At 60.3% G+C, this 21452-nt stretch carries 26 protein-coding genes; all 26 read right to left on the bottom strand.

What is annotated here, in order from left to right; genetic code table 11:
- Positions 1-47: 47 nt before the first annotated feature.
- The gene (locus BK658_RS30860; protein WP_123584703.1) at positions 48-647 is read right to left on the bottom strand and encodes a phage tail assembly protein; all 600 of its coding nucleotides are present in this window, start codon (positions 645-647) and stop codon (positions 48-50) included.
- 14 nt (positions 648-661) lie between these two features.
- Entirely contained in the window at positions 662-1165 is a 504-nt protein-coding gene (locus BK658_RS25435; protein WP_123584702.1) for a phage major tail tube protein, read from the bottom strand.
- Between the two features lie 12 nt (positions 1166-1177).
- Positions 1178-2344, bottom strand: a complete 1167-nt coding sequence (locus BK658_RS25430) for a phage tail sheath subtilisin-like domain-containing protein (protein ID WP_123584701.1) — start codon at positions 2342-2344, stop codon at positions 1178-1180.
- A gap of 104 nt (positions 2345-2448) precedes the next feature.
- Positions 2449-2877: a phage tail assembly chaperone gene (locus BK658_RS25425; RefSeq protein ID WP_123584700.1), complete on the bottom strand. Its 429-nt coding sequence runs from the start codon at positions 2875-2877 to the stop codon at positions 2449-2451.
- A 9-nt stretch (positions 2878-2886) separates the two neighbouring features.
- Positions 2887-4851, bottom strand: a complete 1965-nt coding sequence (locus BK658_RS30425; protein ID WP_259740136.1) for a phage tail protein — start codon at positions 4849-4851, stop codon at positions 2887-2889.
- Positions 4844-5452, bottom strand: a complete 609-nt coding sequence (locus tag BK658_RS25415) for a phage tail protein I (RefSeq protein WP_123584699.1) — start codon at positions 5450-5452, stop codon at positions 4844-4846. Before BK658_RS25415 ends, BK658_RS30425 begins: the two co-directional genes overlap by 8 nt.
- Position 5453: 1 nt before the next feature.
- Positions 5454-6335 carry a baseplate assembly protein gene (locus BK658_RS25410; RefSeq protein ID WP_123584698.1) on the bottom strand — a complete coding sequence of 294 codons (882 nt, stop codon included), beginning with the start codon at positions 6333-6335 and terminating at the stop codon, positions 5454-5456.
- Positions 6332-6658 carry a GPW/gp25 family protein gene (locus BK658_RS25405; RefSeq protein WP_123584697.1) on the bottom strand — a complete coding sequence of 109 codons (327 nt, stop codon included), beginning with the start codon at positions 6656-6658 and terminating at the stop codon, positions 6332-6334. The genes BK658_RS25410 and BK658_RS25405 overlap by 4 nt, the downstream gene beginning before the upstream one ends.
- Positions 6659-6663: 5 nt before the next feature.
- Entirely contained in the window at positions 6664-6915 is a 252-nt protein-coding gene (locus tag BK658_RS25400; RefSeq protein ID WP_123584696.1) for a hypothetical protein, read from the bottom strand.
- A gap of 54 nt (positions 6916-6969) precedes the next feature.
- Positions 6970-7503, bottom strand: coding sequence for a phage baseplate assembly protein V (locus tag BK658_RS25395; protein WP_123584802.1), 534 nt, complete (start codon positions 7501-7503; stop codon positions 6970-6972).
- A 29-nt stretch (positions 7504-7532) separates the two neighbouring features.
- Positions 7533-8048 (bottom strand): hypothetical protein, encoded by a 516-nt coding sequence (locus tag BK658_RS25390; RefSeq protein WP_123584695.1) that lies wholly within the window; start codon positions 8046-8048, stop codon positions 7533-7535.
- Positions 8041-8706, bottom strand: coding sequence for a hypothetical protein (locus BK658_RS25385; RefSeq protein WP_123584694.1), 666 nt, complete (start codon positions 8704-8706; stop codon positions 8041-8043). Before BK658_RS25385 ends, BK658_RS25390 begins: the two co-directional genes overlap by 8 nt.
- Positions 8703-9023 carry a head-tail joining protein gene (locus tag BK658_RS25380; protein WP_123584693.1) on the bottom strand — a complete coding sequence of 107 codons (321 nt, stop codon included), beginning with the start codon at positions 9021-9023 and terminating at the stop codon, positions 8703-8705. Before BK658_RS25380 ends, BK658_RS25385 begins: the two co-directional genes overlap by 4 nt.
- A 2-nt stretch (positions 9024-9025) precedes the next feature.
- Entirely contained in the window at positions 9026-10021 is a 996-nt protein-coding gene (locus BK658_RS25375; RefSeq protein WP_123584692.1) for a major capsid protein, read from the bottom strand.
- Positions 10022-10083: 62 nt separating this feature from the next.
- The gene (locus BK658_RS25370) at positions 10084-10428 is read right to left on the bottom strand and encodes a head decoration protein (protein WP_123584691.1); all 345 of its coding nucleotides are present in this window, start codon (positions 10426-10428) and stop codon (positions 10084-10086) included.
- Positions 10425-11585, bottom strand: a complete 1161-nt coding sequence (locus BK658_RS25365) for a head maturation protease, ClpP-related (protein WP_123584690.1) — start codon at positions 11583-11585, stop codon at positions 10425-10427. Before BK658_RS25365 ends, BK658_RS25370 begins: the two co-directional genes overlap by 4 nt.
- A complete protein-coding gene (locus BK658_RS25360) occupies positions 11582-13063 on the bottom strand; it encodes a phage portal protein (protein ID WP_123584689.1) in 1482 nt (493 codons plus the stop codon). The genes BK658_RS25365 and BK658_RS25360 overlap by 4 nt, the downstream gene beginning before the upstream one ends.
- Positions 13063-13269, bottom strand: a complete 207-nt coding sequence (locus BK658_RS25355; protein WP_123584688.1) for a phage head-tail joining protein — start codon at positions 13267-13269, stop codon at positions 13063-13065. The genes BK658_RS25360 and BK658_RS25355 overlap by 1 nt, the downstream gene beginning before the upstream one ends.
- Before the next feature lies 1 nt (position 13270).
- A complete protein-coding gene (locus BK658_RS25350; RefSeq protein WP_123584687.1) occupies positions 13271-15286 on the bottom strand; it encodes a phage terminase large subunit family protein in 2016 nt (671 codons plus the stop codon).
- Positions 15287-15290: 4 nt separating this feature from the next.
- Positions 15291-15893 carry a terminase small subunit gene (locus tag BK658_RS25345; RefSeq protein WP_123584686.1) on the bottom strand — a complete coding sequence of 201 codons (603 nt, stop codon included), beginning with the start codon at positions 15891-15893 and terminating at the stop codon, positions 15291-15293.
- A 248-nt stretch (positions 15894-16141) separates the two neighbouring features.
- Positions 16142-16642 (bottom strand): hypothetical protein, encoded by a 501-nt coding sequence (locus BK658_RS25340; protein WP_123584685.1) that lies wholly within the window; start codon positions 16640-16642, stop codon positions 16142-16144.
- 35 nt (positions 16643-16677) lie between these two features.
- Positions 16678-17022: a phage holin family protein gene (locus tag BK658_RS25335; protein ID WP_123584684.1), complete on the bottom strand. Its 345-nt coding sequence runs from the start codon at positions 17020-17022 to the stop codon at positions 16678-16680.
- Between the two features lie 189 nt (positions 17023-17211).
- Positions 17212-17682, bottom strand: a complete 471-nt coding sequence (locus tag BK658_RS25330) for a hypothetical protein (protein ID WP_259740135.1) — start codon at positions 17680-17682, stop codon at positions 17212-17214.
- Positions 17683-18022: 340 nt separating this feature from the next.
- A complete protein-coding gene (locus BK658_RS25325; protein WP_123584682.1) occupies positions 18023-20722 on the bottom strand; it encodes a bifunctional DNA primase/polymerase in 2700 nt (899 codons plus the stop codon).
- Positions 20719-20925, bottom strand: a complete 207-nt coding sequence (locus BK658_RS25320; RefSeq protein ID WP_123584681.1) for a TraR/DksA C4-type zinc finger protein — start codon at positions 20923-20925, stop codon at positions 20719-20721. The genes BK658_RS25325 and BK658_RS25320 overlap by 4 nt, the downstream gene beginning before the upstream one ends.
- On the bottom strand, positions 20918-21406 hold the full coding sequence (locus BK658_RS25315) for a phage regulatory CII family protein (RefSeq protein WP_123584680.1): 489 nt from the start codon (positions 21404-21406) through the stop codon (positions 20918-20920). Before BK658_RS25315 ends, BK658_RS25320 begins: the two co-directional genes overlap by 8 nt.
- Positions 21407-21452: the final 46 nt, after the last annotated feature.

Genomic DNA, 21452 nt, shown 5'->3' with positions numbered 1-21452 from the left:
CGGTTTCCGCCGCCAAACGTTTCGCGGCCATTTTTATGACGCCGGGGTCAAACCCCGTTGTCTTGGTCCATACGAAAATAGCCGGCCTGCAAGCGGTTGAAATCCACCAGCTTCAGGCCCTCCAGATCCGCGACAGGCGCACCGGACAGCTCGGCAAACAACACCAGCTCGCGCTGCTCGTCATCGCCGCCCGCCTCACGATTCGCCGAACGAACGTCGCGAACGGTTGGGGAACGCAGGGCCAACTTATCGACCGTCACGCCGTTGATTTCGCTCGGGCACGACAGCGTGACCATAACGTTATCGGTGGTGACCGACAGCCACGCCGGCATCGACGTCGAGTAGTCGGTATCAGGCGCCAGGCGCGAATAGGCCGCCTGTACACGGCGATAGTCCACCAGCTTCAGGCCTTCCAGATCCTTGAGGCCCACCTCGGCCAAGCCCGCGAACAACATCAGCTCGCGCTGCTCGTCATCACCATTCGAGGCCCGGTCGGCCGCCCGCACTTCGCGTACGGCCGGGGCTCGCAAGGTCAACGTATCGACCTTGACCCCATTGGCATCACTTGGGCGCGAGAGCGTCACGACGGCGCGCTCAGGGGTGATCGACAGCCATTCCGGCAGTTTTTTATCGTTTACTTGAGTCATCTGGATCTATTCCCTTAGAGGCCGAGCGCGGTGCGCACTTCGGCGAGCTGGTCTTTGCCGTCGATCACCTGAACGCCGGCGACCATGTCGATTTCGTACATCAGGCGACCGTCGATTTCGAGCTTGTAGTAGGTCACCGCAATCGCGTGCTTGATCTCTGCCGGGTCGCCGGCCTTCCAGTCGCCCAGGTCGACCTCTTTGAGGCGCCCGCGCAGGGTGGCGACAACGGCAATAATCGCCCCCTTCTGCCCCTTGAAAGCACCCCGGAAAGTGGCATTGAAGGCCGTACCATCGGCCAGGCCGAAGTGCTTCAGCGACTCACGACGCACGCCCTTGGTGACAAAGGACGCCTCCATCTTTTCAAGTCCCTGATCCATCTCGATGGCACCGGCCATGCCACCGGCTCGATACTCGTCAGTCTTGGTGGTCAGCTTGGGCAGCGTCAGGCTTGGCACGTCACCGGCAAAGTTCACCCCGTCGACAAACAGGTTGGTGTTAAACAAAGTTTGAGGAATCATTGACTAGGCCCCTTAGGCTGCTTCAAGAACTTCGGTCATCCACTGATCGGTGACTTCGAAAAGGAAATTCGGGTTTTCCGCCGGCGGCACGTCGGTGTAGCGAATGCGCCAATAGACTTTGCCCTGGGCGATTTGGCTTTCCGTGTTCAGCTCGGCGTCCGGGAACACTTCGAAGTTGATAATCGCGCCCTGGGCTTTCAGGTCGCGCATGAACGCATTCAGACCGTTAGTCACATCACTGACGTAAGTCTTGGTGATCGAGCGGTCAACGGCCCACTTGTGACTGGCTTGCACGGCATCCATGAGGATGAACAGCGTGCGAACGCGGGTGACGAATGCCCATTTCGGATCGCTCGACAGCGTGCGGTTACCCCATAGGCGGTAGCCATCGTCGCGAATGATCGTCGCGATATTCGCGTTGTTCAGCAGGTTGGCCCGACACGTCTCGTCGCCGTCCAAGTACTCGACGGCGCGGGTCGTGCCAGTGATGCCGGTTAACTCCTTGTTCGACGGCGACGCCCAAAAGCCATATTCCGCATCGGTCCAGGCGAACAAGCCCGCCGCCCAGGCCGAGCCCGGTGCGTCGACCGTCTTGCTGAGGTCGGTGTCCCAGTACTGAACACCGGGGTCAACCATGTACAGGTTGCGGCTGCCAAAGTTTTTGGCGTAGGCCATGGCGGCCTCATCGGTGGTGCCAGGCCCGTCGATGATGCCGATAGCCCGCAGCTTCTGCGCCAGGCTATCGAGCGCCGTGGCCACCGCCTGCTTCGCCGTATGCCCCGGAGCGATCAACAGCCGCGGCTGGGCGTTGAACAGGCTTTTGCCATCGAGCAAGGCCTGTAGGCCGGTACGCTGCCCTGATGCCAACACCCCGCCAATGATCGCCGAGGTTTGCAGCGCGGCGTCTTCCAGCTTGGGCACGCCAATGGCGACAATCACCGCCTTTGCCTTGCTGTAGATCGCCTTACAGGCCTTGGTGATCGCCGAATCGGCGCCGAAGGCGGCAATGGCTTCGCGCTCGGTGGTGATCAATTTCAGCTCGCCGGCCTTGGCGGTGCCACCACCGAGAACGCCCGGGGTAAAGGTGTCGCAGAGCCCAATGATCGAAGACGACGGCAACGAAATGGTGCGCGCACCAGTCTTGACATCGGTGGTCGTAACGCCGTGAAAGAAACTCATAAAGCTCAATCTCCAGAAACGAAAAAGCCCCGCATAAGCGAGGCTGTGAGAGGTGTTTGTGTTGCGCGTAACGGAAAAGAAAACGCCCCGTCAGTGCGGGGCGTTTATTGGAGCTGATCTACCAACCAAAGAGGCGCCGGCGGACGATGCTCAATCAGCGGAAACTCTCCCGCCTCCGGCCAGTTGCGCAGGCCACTTCGGTACGTCTGCAATTCGGCGTACTGCTCAAGAGTCAGCGTTGTAGTGCCCCCACCTTCCAACTCATCGCGGTGGCGCGAAACAACACCATCCGTTTCAGATAGGCGCTGATCCCGCCAAACCCGTTCGATAGCAGCCAACGCCTCATCACTGGGCGGCGGTGGATCAACCAGCACTGGAAAGCCATCATCCCCGGCCACTATCCGCTTACCTTGCTCTTGGCCAGCCAGTAACGCCCGATAGCCCTCATCAGAGACTTCAACGCAGCCAACTGGAATTACGCCGTGAAACTCCAAGCTGTAAAACCCACCATCAGCCGCACAGAAATGATTCATAAATACCCCCTAGTTACCTTTGGCGCGCCAGAAATGTTGAGCGCCGCTACTGCTGCCCGAGTGGGAATAGTTAAATCCCGTCTTCGTGAAGTTACCGACCTGTACGGGGCCACCGCGCGTTGCAGGCGCCTGCGTCCCTGAATCGACGTAGGTCAGCTGGATATTCAGACACGCGTTCGGGAACGCAAATGGGAATGTAATTCCCACAAAGTTCCCCGGCACCGCCCCACCCGTCAACCCCCACATTTCGATATCCCCATTAGGTGACTTTGAATATCCCGTCGTGCCGAACGAGGCGGCAAAGAGTGGAGACGTTCGTAGAGTTTCGCTGCCGAAGTGACAGCGCCACACGTTGGCCTCACGTATGGCTATAAAGTCCCCTCCAGGGGAAAGCGTGTAAGGAACTGCCACGGAAATGTTGTTCATTGCCAACTGATCCCCCGCGGCGACAGTCACCCGCGAGGTGGTGGACACTGGTCCTGCCGATATCAATACCGCAGACCCGTCAGGTACAGACGAAGAGTCAGGCAACGTCACCGTGACGCCCGCTGCCAACTCCAGTCGCTTGCCGATGTCATCGCCGGTCAACACCCGGCTTACGGAAACGCCGGCACCTCCGCCAAAACTCCCGAGGGAACGTTTAACAAACTCCGTCGTAGCGAGCGACTTGCCGCTATCAAACTGCGGCCGCGTTGTCCAGTTTGCACCGGCCATCACAGCCGCATACTTGAGGGCCATGGACCCACCACGCAAGCGCCAGGTGCCCGACACCTTAACGAACTCGGCGTTATCCCCCATGCCCAAGACGATATTGATCACCCCCGCAACTGGAGATGCCAACACGTCCAACCCTGACGGCAGAACAGTTACTCCCGCACCGCCAGCGTTAACCACCTCGACCGTAGCCCCCTCAGGAACCCCGGCGGTCGGTGGTAACGTGATGTTGATCGGCGTAGCGGATGCGGCAGCCACAATCCCGCCAACACTTGAAGCCCCCAACGCGGTACTGGCAGTCAGCGGGGAGAAGCCCGAATACTCCACACCCATTCGCTTTGCAAAGGCCGTTGTCTGTACCCTCGTACCGCTATCGAACTGAGCCGGGGTCGGGGCCGTTGGAGCGCCCAGCAAGGCTGGGGAGTTGATCGGCGCATACCCCTGAGTGACGTCCTGGAAAGTCAGGGCCGTGGCGCCCAGGACAATCACCCCATCCGTGACCAACTGCCAACTCGTGTCGGCCTGCGTGGCGCCCTGCTCGACCGAAACCAGCAGTGCTGAAGTTACTTCGGCATTGGTGTCGGCATCCGCCGCGCGTGTCCACACGCCAGACGCCGCGACATACAGGCCGTTGTCCTTAGCGACGGACTGGCTTTTCACCAGCACCCGATCACCGGCCGCCAACGCAACGCCGTCAATGGTCAACAGGCCCGCCAGCGCTATGTTGGCCGTGGTGGCCACCCGTACCGACTGTTTATTGTCGAGCTTGTACAGCTCCTCCATGATCCGAGTATCGACGTATTCACGGGTTGCCAGCACCACCGCCGGATCGATCTTGAGCGTGATGTTCCCGGTGCTGGCCACGATGAAGTTCATGCGCACGACTTGCGTGCGGCCCGAGCCTTGCGACAGCACGGGCTTGAAGCTCGGCGCACAGTTGGCCACCGCCACCAGATCCCCGTCCGCGTCATACAGACCGATTTCGCGAATCCAGTGCCCACCCTCGTCGGCCGGAATAATCTGCTCGGCGATGATCACTGCCGGGTTGACCGGGTCAACCCGGACCTGATTCAGTGGACGGCGACGCCACTCATTGATCAGCTTTTTTTGCGCGGCGCTGGGGATAGGGTCGGTGTTGTTGGCATCACCTACGCCCATTTCGGTGAACTTCCAGGGAATGCCGAGCGCATCGGCGTTCGCCTGCTTGGCCATCCCCACGTTCGTGAGGATCGCGAAAAACTGCGAATTCGCATCAATCATAGTAAACGTCCAGGGTGTCTATAGAGTGTTCGCGTCCGACCACACCGATAGTCCCGGTGACCTCGATGTCACGCATTACTGGCGGGTAAACGTCGATTTCATCGCCTTCGTACAGGGCGACACTGATATTCAAAGCACCTTGAGTTTCGAGGCTGATCGCCAGCCCCGTCAGGTGCCGCGTGACGGGCTTAGCGTCGTCAATCAGGCGCTCAAGCTCCTGATACATTTCCTCAGTGATACCGGTTTCGAGAACGCCGACCTTTAGCGCGAAGGTGCCCGGGATGCCTTCCGGCACCGTCTTGAACCACTCGATAATCTCGATCAGGTAGCCCAGGGGCTCGACCACACGGCGCAGCGCGCCAATGGTCCCCTTGTGGGCATGGATGAAATAAGAGGCTTTGATGGCGGCGCGCTTGGTCGCCTCGGTCCATCGGTAGTCCCAGCGATCCACTGACCAGGCCCACGCCAGATGCGGCAGTAAATGCACCGGGCAGGTATCGGCGTTGTAGAGATCGCGTAGCGGGACAATCGTTTTCTCGAAAAACGCGGCCTCCATGGCCCGTTCCAGCTGCGTGCTGTTGATCGGCAGTAGGCTTTTCATATCAGCCCGCCAGCTTCACGGTGTAGTCCGTGCAGAACGCCGCCTGCGCCTTGGTCGGGGCCAGGTCCTGCCATCCGACCAGTTCAACCCGAGATACGCCGGCAACGTGCAACTGAGCGTCGACGCCGGACCGCGCGACCTCAACGCCCAGCCGTTTACGCGGATTGATCCACGCAGCCAATCGACTTTTCGCCTCGGCCAAACTGGCATCCGCTTCGGGGCCGGCGCTGGACATGTGCAGAATCGCGTTGATTTGGTAGCGGATCACCTGGGCGCTCTGCACCGTCACCCGATCACACACCGGCCGCACGTCGTCGTCATTCAGCGCGGCGGCCACTGTGGCCAGCAACTCCGGTGGCGCCACCCCTTCCCCGTCCAAACCCAGCACCGTGACCGTCACGTAACACGGCGCCGGGCTTTCAGCCGTGGCATCTGCCACCAACCCCGAAGCGTTACGCGCATGCAGGATGTAGCTGTTACGCGGGCCGGCCGTGGTCAGCCCTTCATAGGCCAACTGGATACGCTCACGAAACGGGTCGTCGTCCTCCTTGACCTCGGGCACCGGCGGCACCGCCAGCAGATCCTCGGCTTGAATGACCAGCCGTTTTAGATTGACGTTGGCCCCTAAGTGATCGAGGTCGCCGCGTATGGCGTGCGCCAGTAGCACCGCCTTGCCGGCGTCATTGACCCGGGCGCGGTTGCCGACTTTGATGTAAGCGCCGACCTCCAGCACCTTTACCACCGGATCACTTTCAAGCGCGGCGGTCCAGTTGCCGCCCATGTACCCGCGAAAAACACCCAGCTTTTCCTGATAAACCTCTTCGAAGTCCAGAGGCTCCAACACAGTCGGCGCCGGCAACGACGACAGATCCACGATACTCATACGGCTACCTCCAGCGTGACTCCGTCGCCCAGGTACTCCCCGACGATTTTCAGATTGATTTGCCCCCCGATAACGGAAAGGACGCGCACCTGATCCAGTTTCAAACGTGGCTCCCAACGCCCCAAGGCGCGAGCGACTTCAGCCTGTACGGCGCTTTTCCAACCCTCGTTAACGGGCAAGTCAACAAACCGCCGGAGCTGGCTGCCGTAATCCGGTCGATGCCGGCGGCTGCCCAACGGCGTACCCAATATGTCTGGAACGGATTGCCGCAAGTGCGCGATGCCGGAAATGGGCTGGCCGGTGTGACGATCCATTCCGATCATCTACATCACTCCTTCAGCGGTTCGAATTCTTCGTTCGCTTTCAGGAACTTGACGGCGTCGGTATCGGACACCGGTACCTCTACCACCCCCTTGTTCACCGGCAGGGTGCGGTCAGTGTCGGGAACGATCAGCAACCGCGACGTATAGACCTTGTCGCGAAACTTCAAACGCTCCGGTGTCGTTTGCAGTAGCGGTTCCCGCATCGGTGATGCAGACACCTGTTCGTCGGTGACAAGCGTGTCGACAATCTTGGCCATGTGTTTCTCCAGGCATGAAAAAGCCCGCACTGGGCGGGCTGTCGTGAGTTGAAATTAATGCGAGTGGTGGTTGCTGTTGCCACCGGCGTCTATGATCGCGCCGGCACTGGTGATGCCCTTCGTGACGTGCAAGGCGCCGTCGATGGCCACTGCCGCTTTCAGATTGATATTCCCGGTCGTTACGGTAACGGCGCTATCGGTGACGACTACCTCCGTGCTGGCGACTTTGATGGTCACCGTACCGCTGGGCAGGTTGATGGAGTAGCTCTTGGCCTGCCAGTCGTAGATGAGCGAGCCGCCATCATCAAAGCGCCAGACTTCCACATGGTCGCGGTTATCCGGCGGCGGGCCGGCATTACCGTACAAGCCCGGGATAAACGTGCCTTGTGACACATCACCACTGGCACTGACCAAAGTCCCCTGCTCGCCCATGGACGGCGCCCGCCAGTGCCTGGCCTTGCCGGCGGCGATGCTGTGCCAGCGCACCCAGGCGCTAGTCCACTCGCCATCCGAAACCCGACACACCGGCGGGGAGGCGGCCAGATCGACCGCCACCACAAAGCAATCCTTGACCATCCCCGCAAGCATCCGGTCGTGCTGGGAGGTTACGTAGCCGCTCACACGTCCTCCGCCGGGACAAAGCCCTCTTTGAGGTCGCCGTTAAAGCCAAACAACAACGAGCCCGGCGGCTCATCAGGCCATGGCCATTCCTCGGGGCCGAGGTACACCTGCTGAGTCCATTCCACCAGCCAGACGGTGTAGCCATCCAGCGCCGGCTGGGTCCAGTCCTGCTGCGCTTGTACGAACTCGGCGGGATCGACCGACAACCCCCACGTCTGTGCGCGCAGCAACACGGCGAGCTGGGTCGCTAATTGCACGGCATGCCGTTGATGGTGCGGCTTGATCGGGTCAACGATGATGCGCGCCTCGAACTTGCACACCAATGTTGTTTCGCCCGTGCCGATGTCCGGACCTGGCTCAATCTCGGCCAGCTCCAGAAACACCGCCGGCAACGCAACGCGGTCCGAAATGTTCGGCCATACCGTCACAGCCCGCACGCCTGGCAGATGGGTCGTCAGATGTTGTTCAACAGCCTGATAAAGCTGGTCCAGGCTCAAAGGCTCGTCAGACATTGCCTATCCTCTTGAGGTACTTCTGCAACTCAAAGTTGAGTTCCTGTTTCAGGATCTCCAGCAGGCGTTCATCCGCCTTTTGAACCCAGCTTTCGAAGTGCGGCCGAGCTTGCTCCAGAGAGACTTTCGCCTTGGCTAACGGAAAGCGACTGCCATTTTCCGCAACCCACCCCGAGCTCGGCCCGCGACCCGGTGACACCGTGCTATCGGGATAGTCGTCCGCATTGAAATGCTTGCTCGCGGTACGAATCCAGATGTCGGGCTTGTTGCCGTAGACCTTTTTCAGGAACGCCCCCTGGTAACGCCGCCCCGCCACCGACACGCCGCTGCCGGTCTGCCGTGCTCGGCCGATCCGGCTCGACTCGATAGCATTGAGCCCAAACCACAGCTTGCCGCTCGAAGCCCCGCCGGAAACCGGATAGCTGCGCAACCGTTGACGCACCGCCGCGACAGCGATCCGTTCCTGTCGGCTGACGGCCCGGGCGATGTGCGTGCGCAACCACCCCAACGTCTTGTTGATCGCGCGTCGGTGCGCCGTCGCAGCCGCCTTGGGCACCAGCTTGGCAAAGTCCTGAAACGCCTGAAGGTCCGTGGCCGAGGACTGGATAGAAATCATCCCGCCGCCGGCCGAGGGTTTGAAATGGCTACCGACACTCATGGACGCAACCTCAGGATCAAGGCGACCAGGCCGTCGCCGCTCGGCTCCAGCTGAAACAGATCGTAATCGCCACCGCCATCCAAGACAGGCAAATCGATACGAACCAATAGGCCCGGCTCCAGGCCTTGCGAATCGCTGACGCGGATTTCGAACCGAGGCTCACGGAGCCCGGTGTTGAGCTTGCCGAACTTCGGCTGCAGCCAGGGCGCGGCAAACATTCCGAACACCGGTTCTTCGCGACCCTCGATCCGTGCGGTGTCGCCCAACGTTTCGAACACCACTGCATCGACCTCGGCGACCAGGTCGCGAAAGCCCACGATCAGAGCTCCAGCAGGATCTGTGCCCGAGGACGGGTGCACAGGTGCAGCGGGTTGGACTGGGCTTCACCGGCCATACCCTTGCCGAACTGCATCGGTTCAATCTTGCTGTAGTACGGGATACCCTGCGTGTTGACCGTTTCCATGTAGTCGGCCGGTGCGAACACCGAGATGTACAAATCAGGAACACCTTCAGGGACCAGCAGCGCCTTGTCGTCATGGACGAAAGACACACCAGCTACCTTTCCACGATAGCGCTCCCAGATGATGCCACCGAATTCGAAGCTCTCCCGAGCGTCACCGCGCAAGGACGCCGCTTGCTGGCTGTTGAGGTAGGTCTCGGTGACCGAGGGGTGAACGATCAATTTGTTCCAGAAGTGCTTGCCGCAGAACGCGCGGGAACCGGTGCTAGTCACGCTGCCGAGCGCGTCCTCCTGCATGTCCAACGCCTCAACACACTGGACCCGCAACTCTGTGCTCTTGTCGGCCAAGCCCATGGACAACGTCTGACGCTCCACACCGAAGCGATCATAGAGATTCAACAGCGGTGTCCGGCCATCGGCATCGAGAATCAAACCATTGAGCGCGCCCATGCGCTGGAACTCATGGGTCGCGTCCAACTGACGCCGTGCTTTGGCCAGTCGGGTATTGACCACGTCCTGCACCGCCTGCAGTTCGGTGCGAGTACCGAAGGCGCGAATTCCCTGGATCTCGTCGGCCTTGATGGTGAAGCGTTCCGGCAAGTGCACAGTGTTGAACGGGATCAAGTTGCGCTTGCTGGCCGCGACCACCAGACCAGAGCCACCCCGCTCACCGGCCGGCACCAGCGCCAGGGTGTCACCGTCCTTTTCGATCTGTACGGTCAGGGTGGTGATGCCCTCCTCGCGGAACAGGCCCAGGGCGCTGATGCGACCCGGCAGGTAAGGTTGATCATTCAGTGCAGCGGTCAGCGCGGTCACGGTAAACGCTTCGTCGTCAAAAATGGCGATCTCGGCCATGGGTACTCTCCAGAAATGAAAAAACCCGCTCAAGGCGGGCTGGGTAAACGTGACTGAGCGTCTTAACGAACGATCAGGAAATGGGTGGCCAGAGCCTTTTCGGCATCGAGATCCAGCCCGGTCAGATGCGCTTCGCTGATTTCAGCCAAACGCACGACAGCGCGACCACGGCGCACGATGTCCGACGCCCCCAGAGGCCCGAAGAGAATCGCCACGGCGGTCTGGGTGCCGTCTTCGGCGGTCGGGTGGTACGGCGCGAACTCGCCCGTCGCCGTGACCAGACCGAGGATCTGCCCGGGCTCCAGCGCCGGGCCTGCCGCAACGTTGATCGATTCCCGCGAAATGTTCCCGGCGCCCTCGGACAGGAGAAATTCACCTGCGTGGATCGGCTCTTTTTTGATGGTCATTGTCTTGCTCCTTTAGCGCCGTGCGCAGTTCCGGACTGAGCGATTTGTCGAGCAGCCCAGATCGAGGTTGGATCAGGTTGTTTGGCCAGCACCTTGGGTGCAGGGTCGTTGTCGAGCGGCAAACTGTTGTCGATTTCAAAGCCTTTGCCACTGGTGACGATCTTGTCGAACAGACGTGCCCGAACCGCCGCAGCATCCAAGCCAGCCGCGACATACTCGGCACTGAATTCCGGCAAGCGTGCCGCCACGCAAAGGTCATTCACCGCCTTGGCACGGGCCAGGCCGGCCAGAACAATCTCTTCGCTTTCGAGCTGGGTCGAGCTGAGCAGCGGCTCGACCAGATTGCTGATGCCCGCCGCCGTGCAACGCTGGGTGATCATCAATGCCAACTTGGCCGAATCGACTACCGGCGGCACCAATGGTGGATCGACCGGTTCCAGCTCTGGCTCCAGATCCGCTTCGGGTGGTTCGTCGAGTTGGGCCAGCAATTCAGCCGGTGCGTGCTGGTAACGCTGCAACACAGCACCCTGGCCGAGGCAGGCCTTGACCTTGATCCCGTCGCCGACTTCATCGGCCAGGCCCAGGGCCACGGCCTCATTGGCGGTGAGCCAGGTTTCAGCGGCGACCAGCCGCCGCAGTTCGACCTCATCGATATCCGGCGCCTTCGCCTTGTAGGCTGCGATGATCGCCTCCATCGTCTGATCAAGGACGTCGGCCACCTTGCGGAAGTCTTCGGCGTCCCCAGCCGCATAGGTCCATGGGTTGTGGATCATCAACATGGCGTTGGCTGCAATCACCACCTTATGTGCACCGCACACCGCCACGCTGGCTGCACTCGCCGCCAGAGCATCAATGCGGCCGGTGCAGCGCTCGCCCAGACGCGACAGCGCGTTGTGCATGGCCAGCCCGTCAAACAAATCGCCGCCGATGCTGTTGAACGCCGCGATCACCGGCGAGACGCCGTCGTCCATGGCGCGCAGATCCTGCACAAACTGATTGGCGGTAATGCCCCAGGCACCGATCTCGCCGTAAACGAAGACTTCGAAAACTCGCTCGGCGGCCTCCCCGCTGGCTTGCAGGGCATACCAGGTTTTGTCTTGCACCTGCACCCGCTGGCCAGCCCTGTTGTAAATGCGCGGTTGCGCTCTTTTGCTCATGGTTGCTCCTTGTCGTCGATTGGCTGGACGGCGTCGAGAGTGTTGTAGTTGAGGCCCAGTGCTGTAGCCCGTGCCAGATCGGCGGCGTTTTCCGCATCGACCGTTTCAGCGTCGTAGCCGGTTCGCAGACACATTTCACTGCGAGAGCCGAACCCGGCCTGTACTTCCATCCGCCTCGCCTGAACGTCTTGCACCGGCTGGATGTAGGCCCAGCCTTGCGGCACCCAGCGGGTACGCAGGTAGTCGCGGCGCTTCTGCGCGTAGTCGTCTAGTACCAGGACACCCGACAACACCGCCATGTCCATCCAGGCAGCCCGCACCGGGCGACAGAGCTGGTGGACGTATACGCTGAATTGCAGTTGCTCCAGGCGGCGCCGAAACTCGTTGAGCACCACACGGAGCGCTCGGTCGTTGATCCCACGCATGTCGCCGGTGAGGATCTCGTAAGGCGTGCCCGATCCTGCGGCTGCAGCCATCAGTTGCTGCCGCATAAAATCCGGGTAGTTATTGCCTGCATCCGGGGGCTTGGAGAACTCAACCTCTTCTCCTGGCCCGAGCTCCTGCATAGTGCCGGGTTCAAGGGCGACCATCGGCGTGAAGCCATCACGATCCAGGCTCAGCGGCGCGCCGGTCACCGGATCTCTGGGTACCGGTCCAGACTCCGGCGTAGGCCGTTTGATAAAGCCGGCAAACAGGTTGGCCACCTCCTGGCGGAACAACACGGCATCGTCGTAGTTGTCCAGGCTGCGCAGACGCTTCAGCACCGGCGACAATCGTGGCACCCCACGCAACTGACCGGGTTCGACCGGCTCGAAGATGTGCAGCACCTGGGCTGCCGGCACGCGGACCAACTGGTTGTAGCCGGCGTTCAGCGACGCCGCATCGCGCGGATGCGACAGGTACATCCAGTACGCCACGCGCTTGCCGCCCGGGTTGAACTCGATCCCGGCGCGGATGGTGTTGCCGGTTTTGGTGCTCTCGTACTTGTCATGCGGAACGAACTCCGGCGCCAGAATCTGGAGCTGCAGCGGAACCGCCAAGCCCTCGTCCGGGCTTCGCGGTCGCAGCCGCACAAAGCACTCGCCCGAGGTTTCAACCGTGCGTGCCACCAAAGCCTGCTGGCCGTAGAAGTCGGTACGATCATCGGCGTCTGACTCATCGACCCAATCACCCCACAGCTCCTGCAGCAACTTGCGTAAAGCGTCATCATCGGTCGTCGGCCGAGGGGTGATGCCCGTGCCGATCAAATTGCTGACGCGCTTGTCGATCACGTTGAAGGCATACGGGTCATTGCGAACCGCTGCCCGGGAGCGCGACCGCAGGTTGCGCAGTGCCGGGGTGTTGATGCTGTTGATCCCGTTGTCGGGAGCATCCCAACCAGTGGAGCGGCGGCCCTCTCCGGCGCCTTCGTAACTGGCCTTGATGTTCGACGGCAACACGAATCCGTTACGGGTTAGCGTAGGGAAATGGCGGGCCATTAGAGTCCTTTGCCCCCGTGGTACAGCCGAACCACACGCGAGCGCGGTCCAGCAGCGTTGACCAGCGACGAACGAATTTCTTCGCGAGCCTTGAGCAGCTCATCGACCGTGCGGTACTCCACGGTGCGGTCGGTGTAGCGCACGGTTTTTTCACCGCGAGCGATGGCCGCCTCAACCGCGTCGAGGTGCTTCTGGGTAAATGACATATCAGCGTCTCTTAAGGTAACCGCTGGTGGAGCTGCGGCGTTGAGGTGGTGTTGCTGCGGGGCGCGGTTGCACGACCGGAACAGCGGGTGGTGGAGCCGGTTGCCGAGCAGGTGTTGCTGGACCAGGACCATCGACCCGTTCACCTTGAACAGGCTTGATGCCCAGGGCCTCGTCGAACAGTCCGGACTGCGCCAGGGACTGACGCACGCGCTCCCAGTCATGTTCCTTGTAGCGGTTGAGGCCCAGGTAATGCGCCATGGCCAGGCAATACACCATCAGGTCGAGCGCTTCGTTGCGCTCGGCCTTGCCCTTGACCCATTCGATGCGCTTGTGGCCCCGTACATAGCGGGCGACCTTGCGCTCCGCGACGCACTGGTCAAAGAAGTCGTCCGGCAGGTCATTGGCAAAGTGCAACGCGCCCGGCCCGGATTCGAACGGGTAGCGGTTGTAGATCCAGTCCTTCGCCGTGTCGGTACCCACGAACCAGAGTTCAGCACCGTTGCGTTCGGTCTGGCCTTTCCAGGTCACGTCGACCATGGACGGCCGTTGAGCAATGACCGGCTTACCGGGTTTGCTCGCACCTTTGATGGCGAACACGTTGCGCCAGCGACGAACGCGGCAGAACTGGTAGACCTCATCGGTGTGGTGACCACCGGAGTCGACGGCCACCGCGAGAATGCCAAGACCGACACCGCACGGATGGCGATATTTAGCCTTGAGCAATTCATCCAGCGCCGCCCAGGTGCGCTCGTCTGCAGGATCGCCCGAGACTACTTGGTAGTCCACGACCCAGCGCTCCATACCGGCCCCCCAGCCCATGGCCATGAACTCCAGGCGATTGGCCTGAACGTCGACGGCACCGGTGATCATCATCACCGCCGCCGGCAGTGAGCCGAGGGTAAAGGTTTCCAACCGCGCCCGCTGTCTCAGCACGTCGGCTTTGGTTTGCTCTTGAGCCGCGTCCCAAACCTTCGCCAGACGGGTGTTATAGAACACCTGCATGGGCTCAAGATCGCCTTTGGCCTGGGCCTTTTTCGCCTTCTCGAATTGCTTGGCCAGCGACTTCCAGTCCATCCAACCCAACGGCGAATACAACGCGTTGAGGTGGAAGCCAACGGTCTCGCCGTCGCCTTCGGCGTGCGCCCGCCATTCGCCGTTGGCGAGCATTTCGCCCTTGTGATACTCCTCGATCAGCACATCACATTCAGGTCCGGCGCACTGGTAATGCACCAAGCTAAAGTCCTTCGAGTAGTGCAGCCGTTCCCACTCAAGGATTTGCATGTGCCCGCAAGTCGGGCATGGCACGTAGTAGTGACGCTGGTCGCTACCATCGAACAGGTCGGAGATCCGCGAGGCGCCCTTGATCGTCGGCGAGCTGGAGAAGTAGAACTTGGCGTTGCGGCCAAAGGTACTGCCACGGGTTTCCGCCAGTTCGATGGGGTCGCCCTCCTCGCCGATGTCCACTTCCCACCGGTCGATTTCGTCGCCGTAAACGTAGCGCGCCGATAACTCCGACAGGTTGGCCGCCGAGCCGGCGGTGGTGACGTACAACGTACCGCCCTCGAACTCCTTGGTATCCATGGTATTGCGCGAGTCCCGCGACCGGTTGGCCGCCACCCGCTCCCGCAGTACAGGCGTGGCCTTGATCGTTTTGCCGATCCGCGACGACACCCGTTTGGCCAGGCCGAGGCTTGGCAGCAGCGCCAGGATGTTCGACGGAGCCATGTGCATCAGGCCGCCGATCCAGTTCAGACCGATCTGCGTTTTCATCAGTTGCGACGCGACCATGGTGATCACGCGCTTGCAAGGGTGAGCCGGCGACAGGCAGCGCATCGGCTCGCGGGCATACGGCGTGCGCGAGGTGCGGTACTGGCCCGGCTCAGCGGCGCCGGTGTCACGCGGAATCCGCATGTACTCATCGGCCCACTGATCGATCCAGACATCCGGGTCGGGCCGTAGCCCACGGAAATACGCCTCGCGGTACACCTCTGCACCGTCAGGAATTTCTGTGGGCATGGGCTTAACTCGTGGTCAGTGCGTGTTCAAGGTCCGCTGAAGACATGCGTTCGGCGTCTTCCAGCGAGCGGCGGATCGCCGCCGTCAGGTGCTTTTCAATTTCCCAAGGGTCGGTCATGGATGCCAGTTCGGGGGCCAACTGCGGAGGCATGCCAAAAAGCTGATCGCGCAGCATGCGACCGGCGTTGTAGGCGCCGGTCTTAACCGCTGACATGGCGACCAGAGAGCCCTTGGCCTTGTGCAACTCGATCTCGGCGAGCTGTGCCAGGTTGTGTTCGCGCAGTGCACGGGCCTTCTGGAAATCGGGCAGTTGCCCCGAAGGGGTGATCGCGGGCGGCGGCGCAGCCGTTGAAGTCGGCTCGACCTGACTGGATAACTGGCTGTAAACGTCACGCTGAAGCCGGTCCTGGTGGTGTCGATCAGCGACGGCGGTCTTGCAGGGGTCAGCGGTGTCGCGAATCAACGCTTCGCTGGCCAGCACATCCACCTGTTTGCCATCGGCGGTCAGCACCAGCCGGTCGTTGTTTTTCAACCAGGTGATGTAGCTTGGCGCCCTGCCGATCCGAGCCGCGAAGGCGCTCTTTGACAGGTACATTGGTTCTGTCATAAGCCCTCCTTTCAACGGCTTTTCAATGGGAACCTTTCAATTTCAATGGATTGAATTTCAGTAAGCTGACAACCCTGCCGCTAACACTTTCCCGCGGGTTTCCGACCCCGTACCCTCCGAATAACCCCAGGGTCCCCGGCGGTTTTCGGCGCCCCAAACCGGTGCGCCTACCCCTGCCCGCCACCTGCGGGGTGGCACTTCGAGGACACGCGAGAGCTAGGCCGTCCCCGGAACGCAAAGGCGGGGGTTTACGCAAACTCTCGCAACGCCTCTTGCAGTCGCTTGGCTTTGACGATGGCTTCAGCATTACTTTCGCGCTCAGCCTCTACCGACAGGGCTACCTCTTCGATGCGGCCAGCCAATGCCTTCATGCGCTTGCTGAACTCCTCAGACAGGCTCACCACTTCACCCGACAGGGTTGCCAATACGTCCAGCGCGCCATCGGTTGTTTTGGTCGATGCAACGGACTGCTTGGATACCTGAGGCATGGTTGTCTCCTTCTTGGATTTGGGTGTGGCTACAGCCCGCTGAAACTTTCCGCCGACTGGCTCCCTGATCAGCCCGGCATCTTTGAGCTCACCAAGAGCGCGGCGTATAGCATAGGCAGATGCGCCACTGACATTGGCCGCCAGGACGGCGCCGTGAATATCACGAGCGGCCCAGCATGATTGAATGGGTACATAACTAAAGATTTTTTGAGCGATGGAAGATTGCCCTGCAAGCATCTGCTGCTGCCTGGATTCATTCATTGCTGGAGACCTGCTAAATGAGTGGCTGGTGAGAGTTATTCAGAACGATTAGATTCGGCGGGCATTTCAATGACGCCCAACCGTTTGGCAGCCCAGCGCTCGTACAACCCGATGGCGACATCAGCGCCGGCCATCGCGGTCAGGCAACCCAAGCTGCCGGCCGTCCAGATCGTCATCCCCGCGCCGATCATCAGCATCATCGCCGACACCCCGCAGACAATGCAGGCACCGGACCGAAGCGCCAGGCGCCGCAACAATGCCCAGCCCCGCGCCCCGTCTTTATCTGCTCGCCACATTTCACCGGATACGCCACCGACCAAGGCCAGGACGATCACTAACCAGATCGGCATCTCTGCCAGCGCTTGCTGCTCATTTGTCATGTTGTGCCTCAAGTGAAAGAGCGCGCCAAACACAAAAAGAAAACCCCGCCGGAGGGCAGGGTTTTCAGTGTCGAGGCGCTTGCCAGGACGGTGCACAGCACGTGCTCGGGGGAAGCGCCGAGGCGCAGAATTCATATCGTGGTGACTTTTTACCCCCTGAGTACGGAACCGAAAAGAGGGCATTTTCGGTTAACCGGCTCGACGCAACTTTGACGCAACTTTGAGGAGACTTTGAGGTAAAACGCCCCGACCAGCGGTAAGCCATTTGCGTGCATCTTTGCGTTCAGCCAACACCTCAAAGAGTCGCACATGAAGACTGTGCACAAGGTCGTAGTAGGTTTGCTTCGCCTTGGACACATACCCCAGCTCATGCATTTGCGAAATCCAGGTCGGCGCCGGGTCGTCGCCGTAGCGCAAGACTGCCAACTGTTGCAGCCTTTCTCCCCGCCCATCTTGTCGAGCGATCTCGGAAAGAGCCGCACCGACTTCCTGAGCAACTGCATCAGGCCCCGCACCAGCACCCATAATGATCCGAGATCCGGGAGTGCCGCGCGGTGCACATCCGCCCCACTGCATGATGGTTGCCATCGGGCTACCCATGCCCCCCACCTCACCATTACTCCGAAGTTGCTCGCCCCAGTGCTTCAGCAGCACTTCCATTGCCTCGATCATCGCCCTACCCCCCGAAAAACCGAACCCGACACAAAAAAACTATTACCCAACACAAACCCAACACAAATAAATCCCTTTAAAATCAATACTCTTATTAACTTTGAGTTGAGTGTGTTGGGTTTGTTGGGTTTTTCTGTCCTCGCATAAGAAAAAAGTCTTACCGTTGTTTTCAGTGCAAATAACGTCACGCATGCGCGCACGCGACGCCAAACCCAACACACCCAACACAACAGCCGGAAACCCGCGCAAATAAAGGACTGAAACTGTGTTGGGTAGCCAAAACCAACCCGACACACACCCGACACACCCAACACACTTTTAGACGTAGTCATGCGGCAGCCGCCTTAATGTGGTCCCAGCTGTCCACATTCCAACCTGCCAGCTTCGCCCTTGCCCGCCAGGCGACGACCATTACACCCAGCTCGGCCGACTTCAGTGATGGGGGCAGGGAAGCATCCTGATCAACCGGAAAGAAGAACGCACCAAACTTGCGATTACTGCCATCGGTCCAAGGTATCGAACGCGTTTTTTCCACTTCGGAGTTGATGAACAGCGAGAACTTCGTCTGACTCATTACGTGTTCCTTGTTGCGCTGACACCACTCCAGGAACAGCGAGTAAAGGTCAGTGGATAGGCATGGTCCCCAGAGCCCCTGACCCAACTCGCTGTATTTCCACAGATGCAGGAATGTCTGCCAACCGGCCCGACTCAAGGCTACCAGGCGTTCACGGGCGTCAGTGGATGGCGGACGCGTACGCTGATTGAAGTCGCCCAAATCAACCGACAACAGCCAGCCATAAAGAGCTGCGACACCACCCTGCTCCAATTCCTGGCCGATGGCTTTCTGGCGCTCCACCGGCAAAGTCTCCAAGGGCCAGACCACCAGCATCCGGCGGTCGCTGTCACTGATCGGCCACGGCATGATCTCGTTACTCAAGAACACCGCGTTCATATGGTTGGATTCCTCCCAGCCATTGATGAACTTGGATTCCATCCGCACCGTTTTTCCCGTCACCAGATGCTTGATTTTGCCCACCTGGTTGTAACGCTGATCGCGGCTGACCACCTCTTCGAACACGGCCCAAAGTTTCCGGCTTTGCCAGGCGTTGAAATTGCTTTCCAACTGGGTCTGTCCGACTGTCGCGGCGTACTGGCCGTACAACTTACCCATGGTATCGGCGAAAAACAGACTCTTACCCGAGCCCTCCATGCTGGAGTGCATCAGCACAGCGGTATCCATCTTCGCGCCCAGGTGCTGCAGCGGAAACGCCAACCAGCGAGTCAACCAGAGCGCTGCATTTTCATCGTGGTTGCATAGAAACGAGATCAGCCACCGTAAGTTGGCACATGCGGCATCATCCCTGAGCGGTTCCAGCGGCAGGCCATCAAAGGTATTGATATAGACCGCTGGATCTTTGGTCATGGTCGGGTCAAACACGATGTGCTCGACATCCACCGTGCGCCGCTCACTGCTGTTCAGCCACAGCGGGTAGGTGTCGCCCAGCGCCATCTTCACCGCGCCCTCGGCAATGCGCCGCTTCTTCTCTCGATCCCAAACGTCCTTGGTCCCATCGATGTACACGTAACGATCGGTCGGCGGCATGCCCAGCGCACCGCCCTTCTTTCCCGCCATGCGTCGGGACTGCTCGATATCGCGGACATGATCATCAGAGATCAACCGTTTTTCCGTATTGTCCAACCACTCCTTGGCCAGCGGCTTGCCCACTCGAGCCTCAAAAGCCGACTTCTTCATCACCCGTGACTGGTCGCAGTCCCACACATGCGTTGTGCCCTCAACCAACGCAAATCGACGCAGCACCTGGTCAATCGTCAGCGCCTCCCCCGCGCCCCCGTCTGGAGCCGTAGCGGCCTCGCTGGGCGCGCTGTCATCGACCTGGCTCGGCTCGCTCGGGTCACAAGATGGGGTGGGGGGAAGATCACGCGGATCCGGGCGCGACGAATACTGCATACCCAGCAACCGCGCCGCGTCCTTCACCGCCCGCGCCTGATCGCCGCCATGCTGCAGCAAACAGAACACTTCGAACGCATCGTTCTGATGCCCGTTCGCGAGTGGATCGGCGCCATGGTGCGAATACACCTTGCCGTCGTCGCTGACCGTCACACCCGGCAGCCCGGTGCTGCTGTGTGGATATAGCCACTTACTGCCACGCTTGATGTAGTCGTGGGCACGCAGCAGCTCTTCAACGTCGTGGCAGAGATTGAACTCATCGATCACCGACGGCTTGCCCGCCGCTGGCGGTGCCCGTTTGATGACCTTGGCCACCGGCTTTTTCGGCTTGGGCGCCCACGGGCACGCAGCCTCGGCATCGCGCTTGAAGATGTCCCAATTGCTCCAGATGGACAGCAACTCCGGAGTCAGCACCGGCAAACCATCACTCACACTCGGCGGCGTGCGCCAGGTGTAAGGTTTACCCGTGCCCGGGTGGATCGATGGTGGCAATACATCCTGCACCAACCCACCGCGCAGCTCGAACACCGTGATGCGCTGGTATTCGTCCGCCTCAGCCCGCGCCTCGGCTTCACCCGCCGCATCACCGGCTTCCTTCGCGGCTTTTGCCTTGGCGGTCAGCGCCTTGTGTATCGATCCGTCAGGATCTTTCTCGTTGGGCCATGCCAGCGCATGACGGCTCAGTTCAAGACCGTCAGGGACGCGGAACATAATGCGAAAGCGCGCCGGGTTGCCCACCACCGTCGGAAACGCCAACGCCATCGCATCAAGATCAATTTCCAGCTGGTCATAGAGAACATGCCGCGTCCACTGCACGTCATCTACGTCCAGAGAACAGATACGGCTGGGGCCCAGCACAACACCAAGATTGTGCTCAGGCTTCTTTGTCCAGAACGCCGCAGCCTTCGCCGAATCGGTGAAATACCCACCCGGCTTGTTCCAACCCATTCCTTTCGGGCCTTTCTGACCAGGCTCAATCGGAACCAGCGCCAAACCAAACGTATCAATGTAAAACTGAGCCCAATCAGCAGTAGGCAATCGGTTGTCGTGATCAGTCATCTGCGCCGCTCCCGCAACCCCTGGCAACTGACACAGGTCTGGCACCCCTGAATCGTCTGCTGTCGAAGCAACGGGATAGGGTCATCGCAGTCTTCGCAGAATTGCGCGCTGACGCGACTTGAAGGGATACGGCGACTGCGCTGAAGAGCAACGTCGAGCAGATATTGAGCCTGGTCATTAGCACGATCGATATCGTCAGCCATCTTTGCGATCCTCCATCGCCTGACGGGCACCCGCCATGATGCCGAGAATTTCGCGGATCACATCAGCTCCGTGCTTCTCCAACGCGAGGACCTCATGAAGCTCCCAGACGTTGTCCCTGGCTGCTTCATGCATGCTCGATACGAACTCTGCAGTCTCACCCAAAACATTACCAACAGCTTTCAGCGCTTCCGAAGTTGCAGGCACTGGAACTGGTTTGTACCAAACCACCCCGGCTGGACGCATCAGAGCGTCCAGCAGCAACGGACTGGCTGTCAGCCGGATAACCTCTTCCAGCTCGTCCGGCGTCAGCCAGCGGCGCTCTTCGTCGAGCTTCAGTTTTTTCTGAAGCGAGTCGTTATCCATGACCATGTCGAAAGCCAGGGCTGTGATGCCACCCCTATAATCACGCCCAGCGCGATAAAGCGCATGGCGCAAAGAAAGGACCGGACCAGCGTCCGGCAAAAGATCTGTGCGACTCATAACCGTAAATACCCCGTTTACGGCCTAGCCATACGAATAGGTACGA

The sequence above is a fragment of the Pseudomonas brassicacearum genome (assembly GCF_003732175.1).
In the GTDB taxonomy this organism is placed as follows: domain Bacteria; phylum Pseudomonadota; class Gammaproteobacteria; order Pseudomonadales; family Pseudomonadaceae; genus Aquipseudomonas; species Aquipseudomonas brassicacearum_G.
Note: the sequence above shows the minus strand (reverse complement) of the source record. Positions and strands in the feature narration are given on the sequence as shown.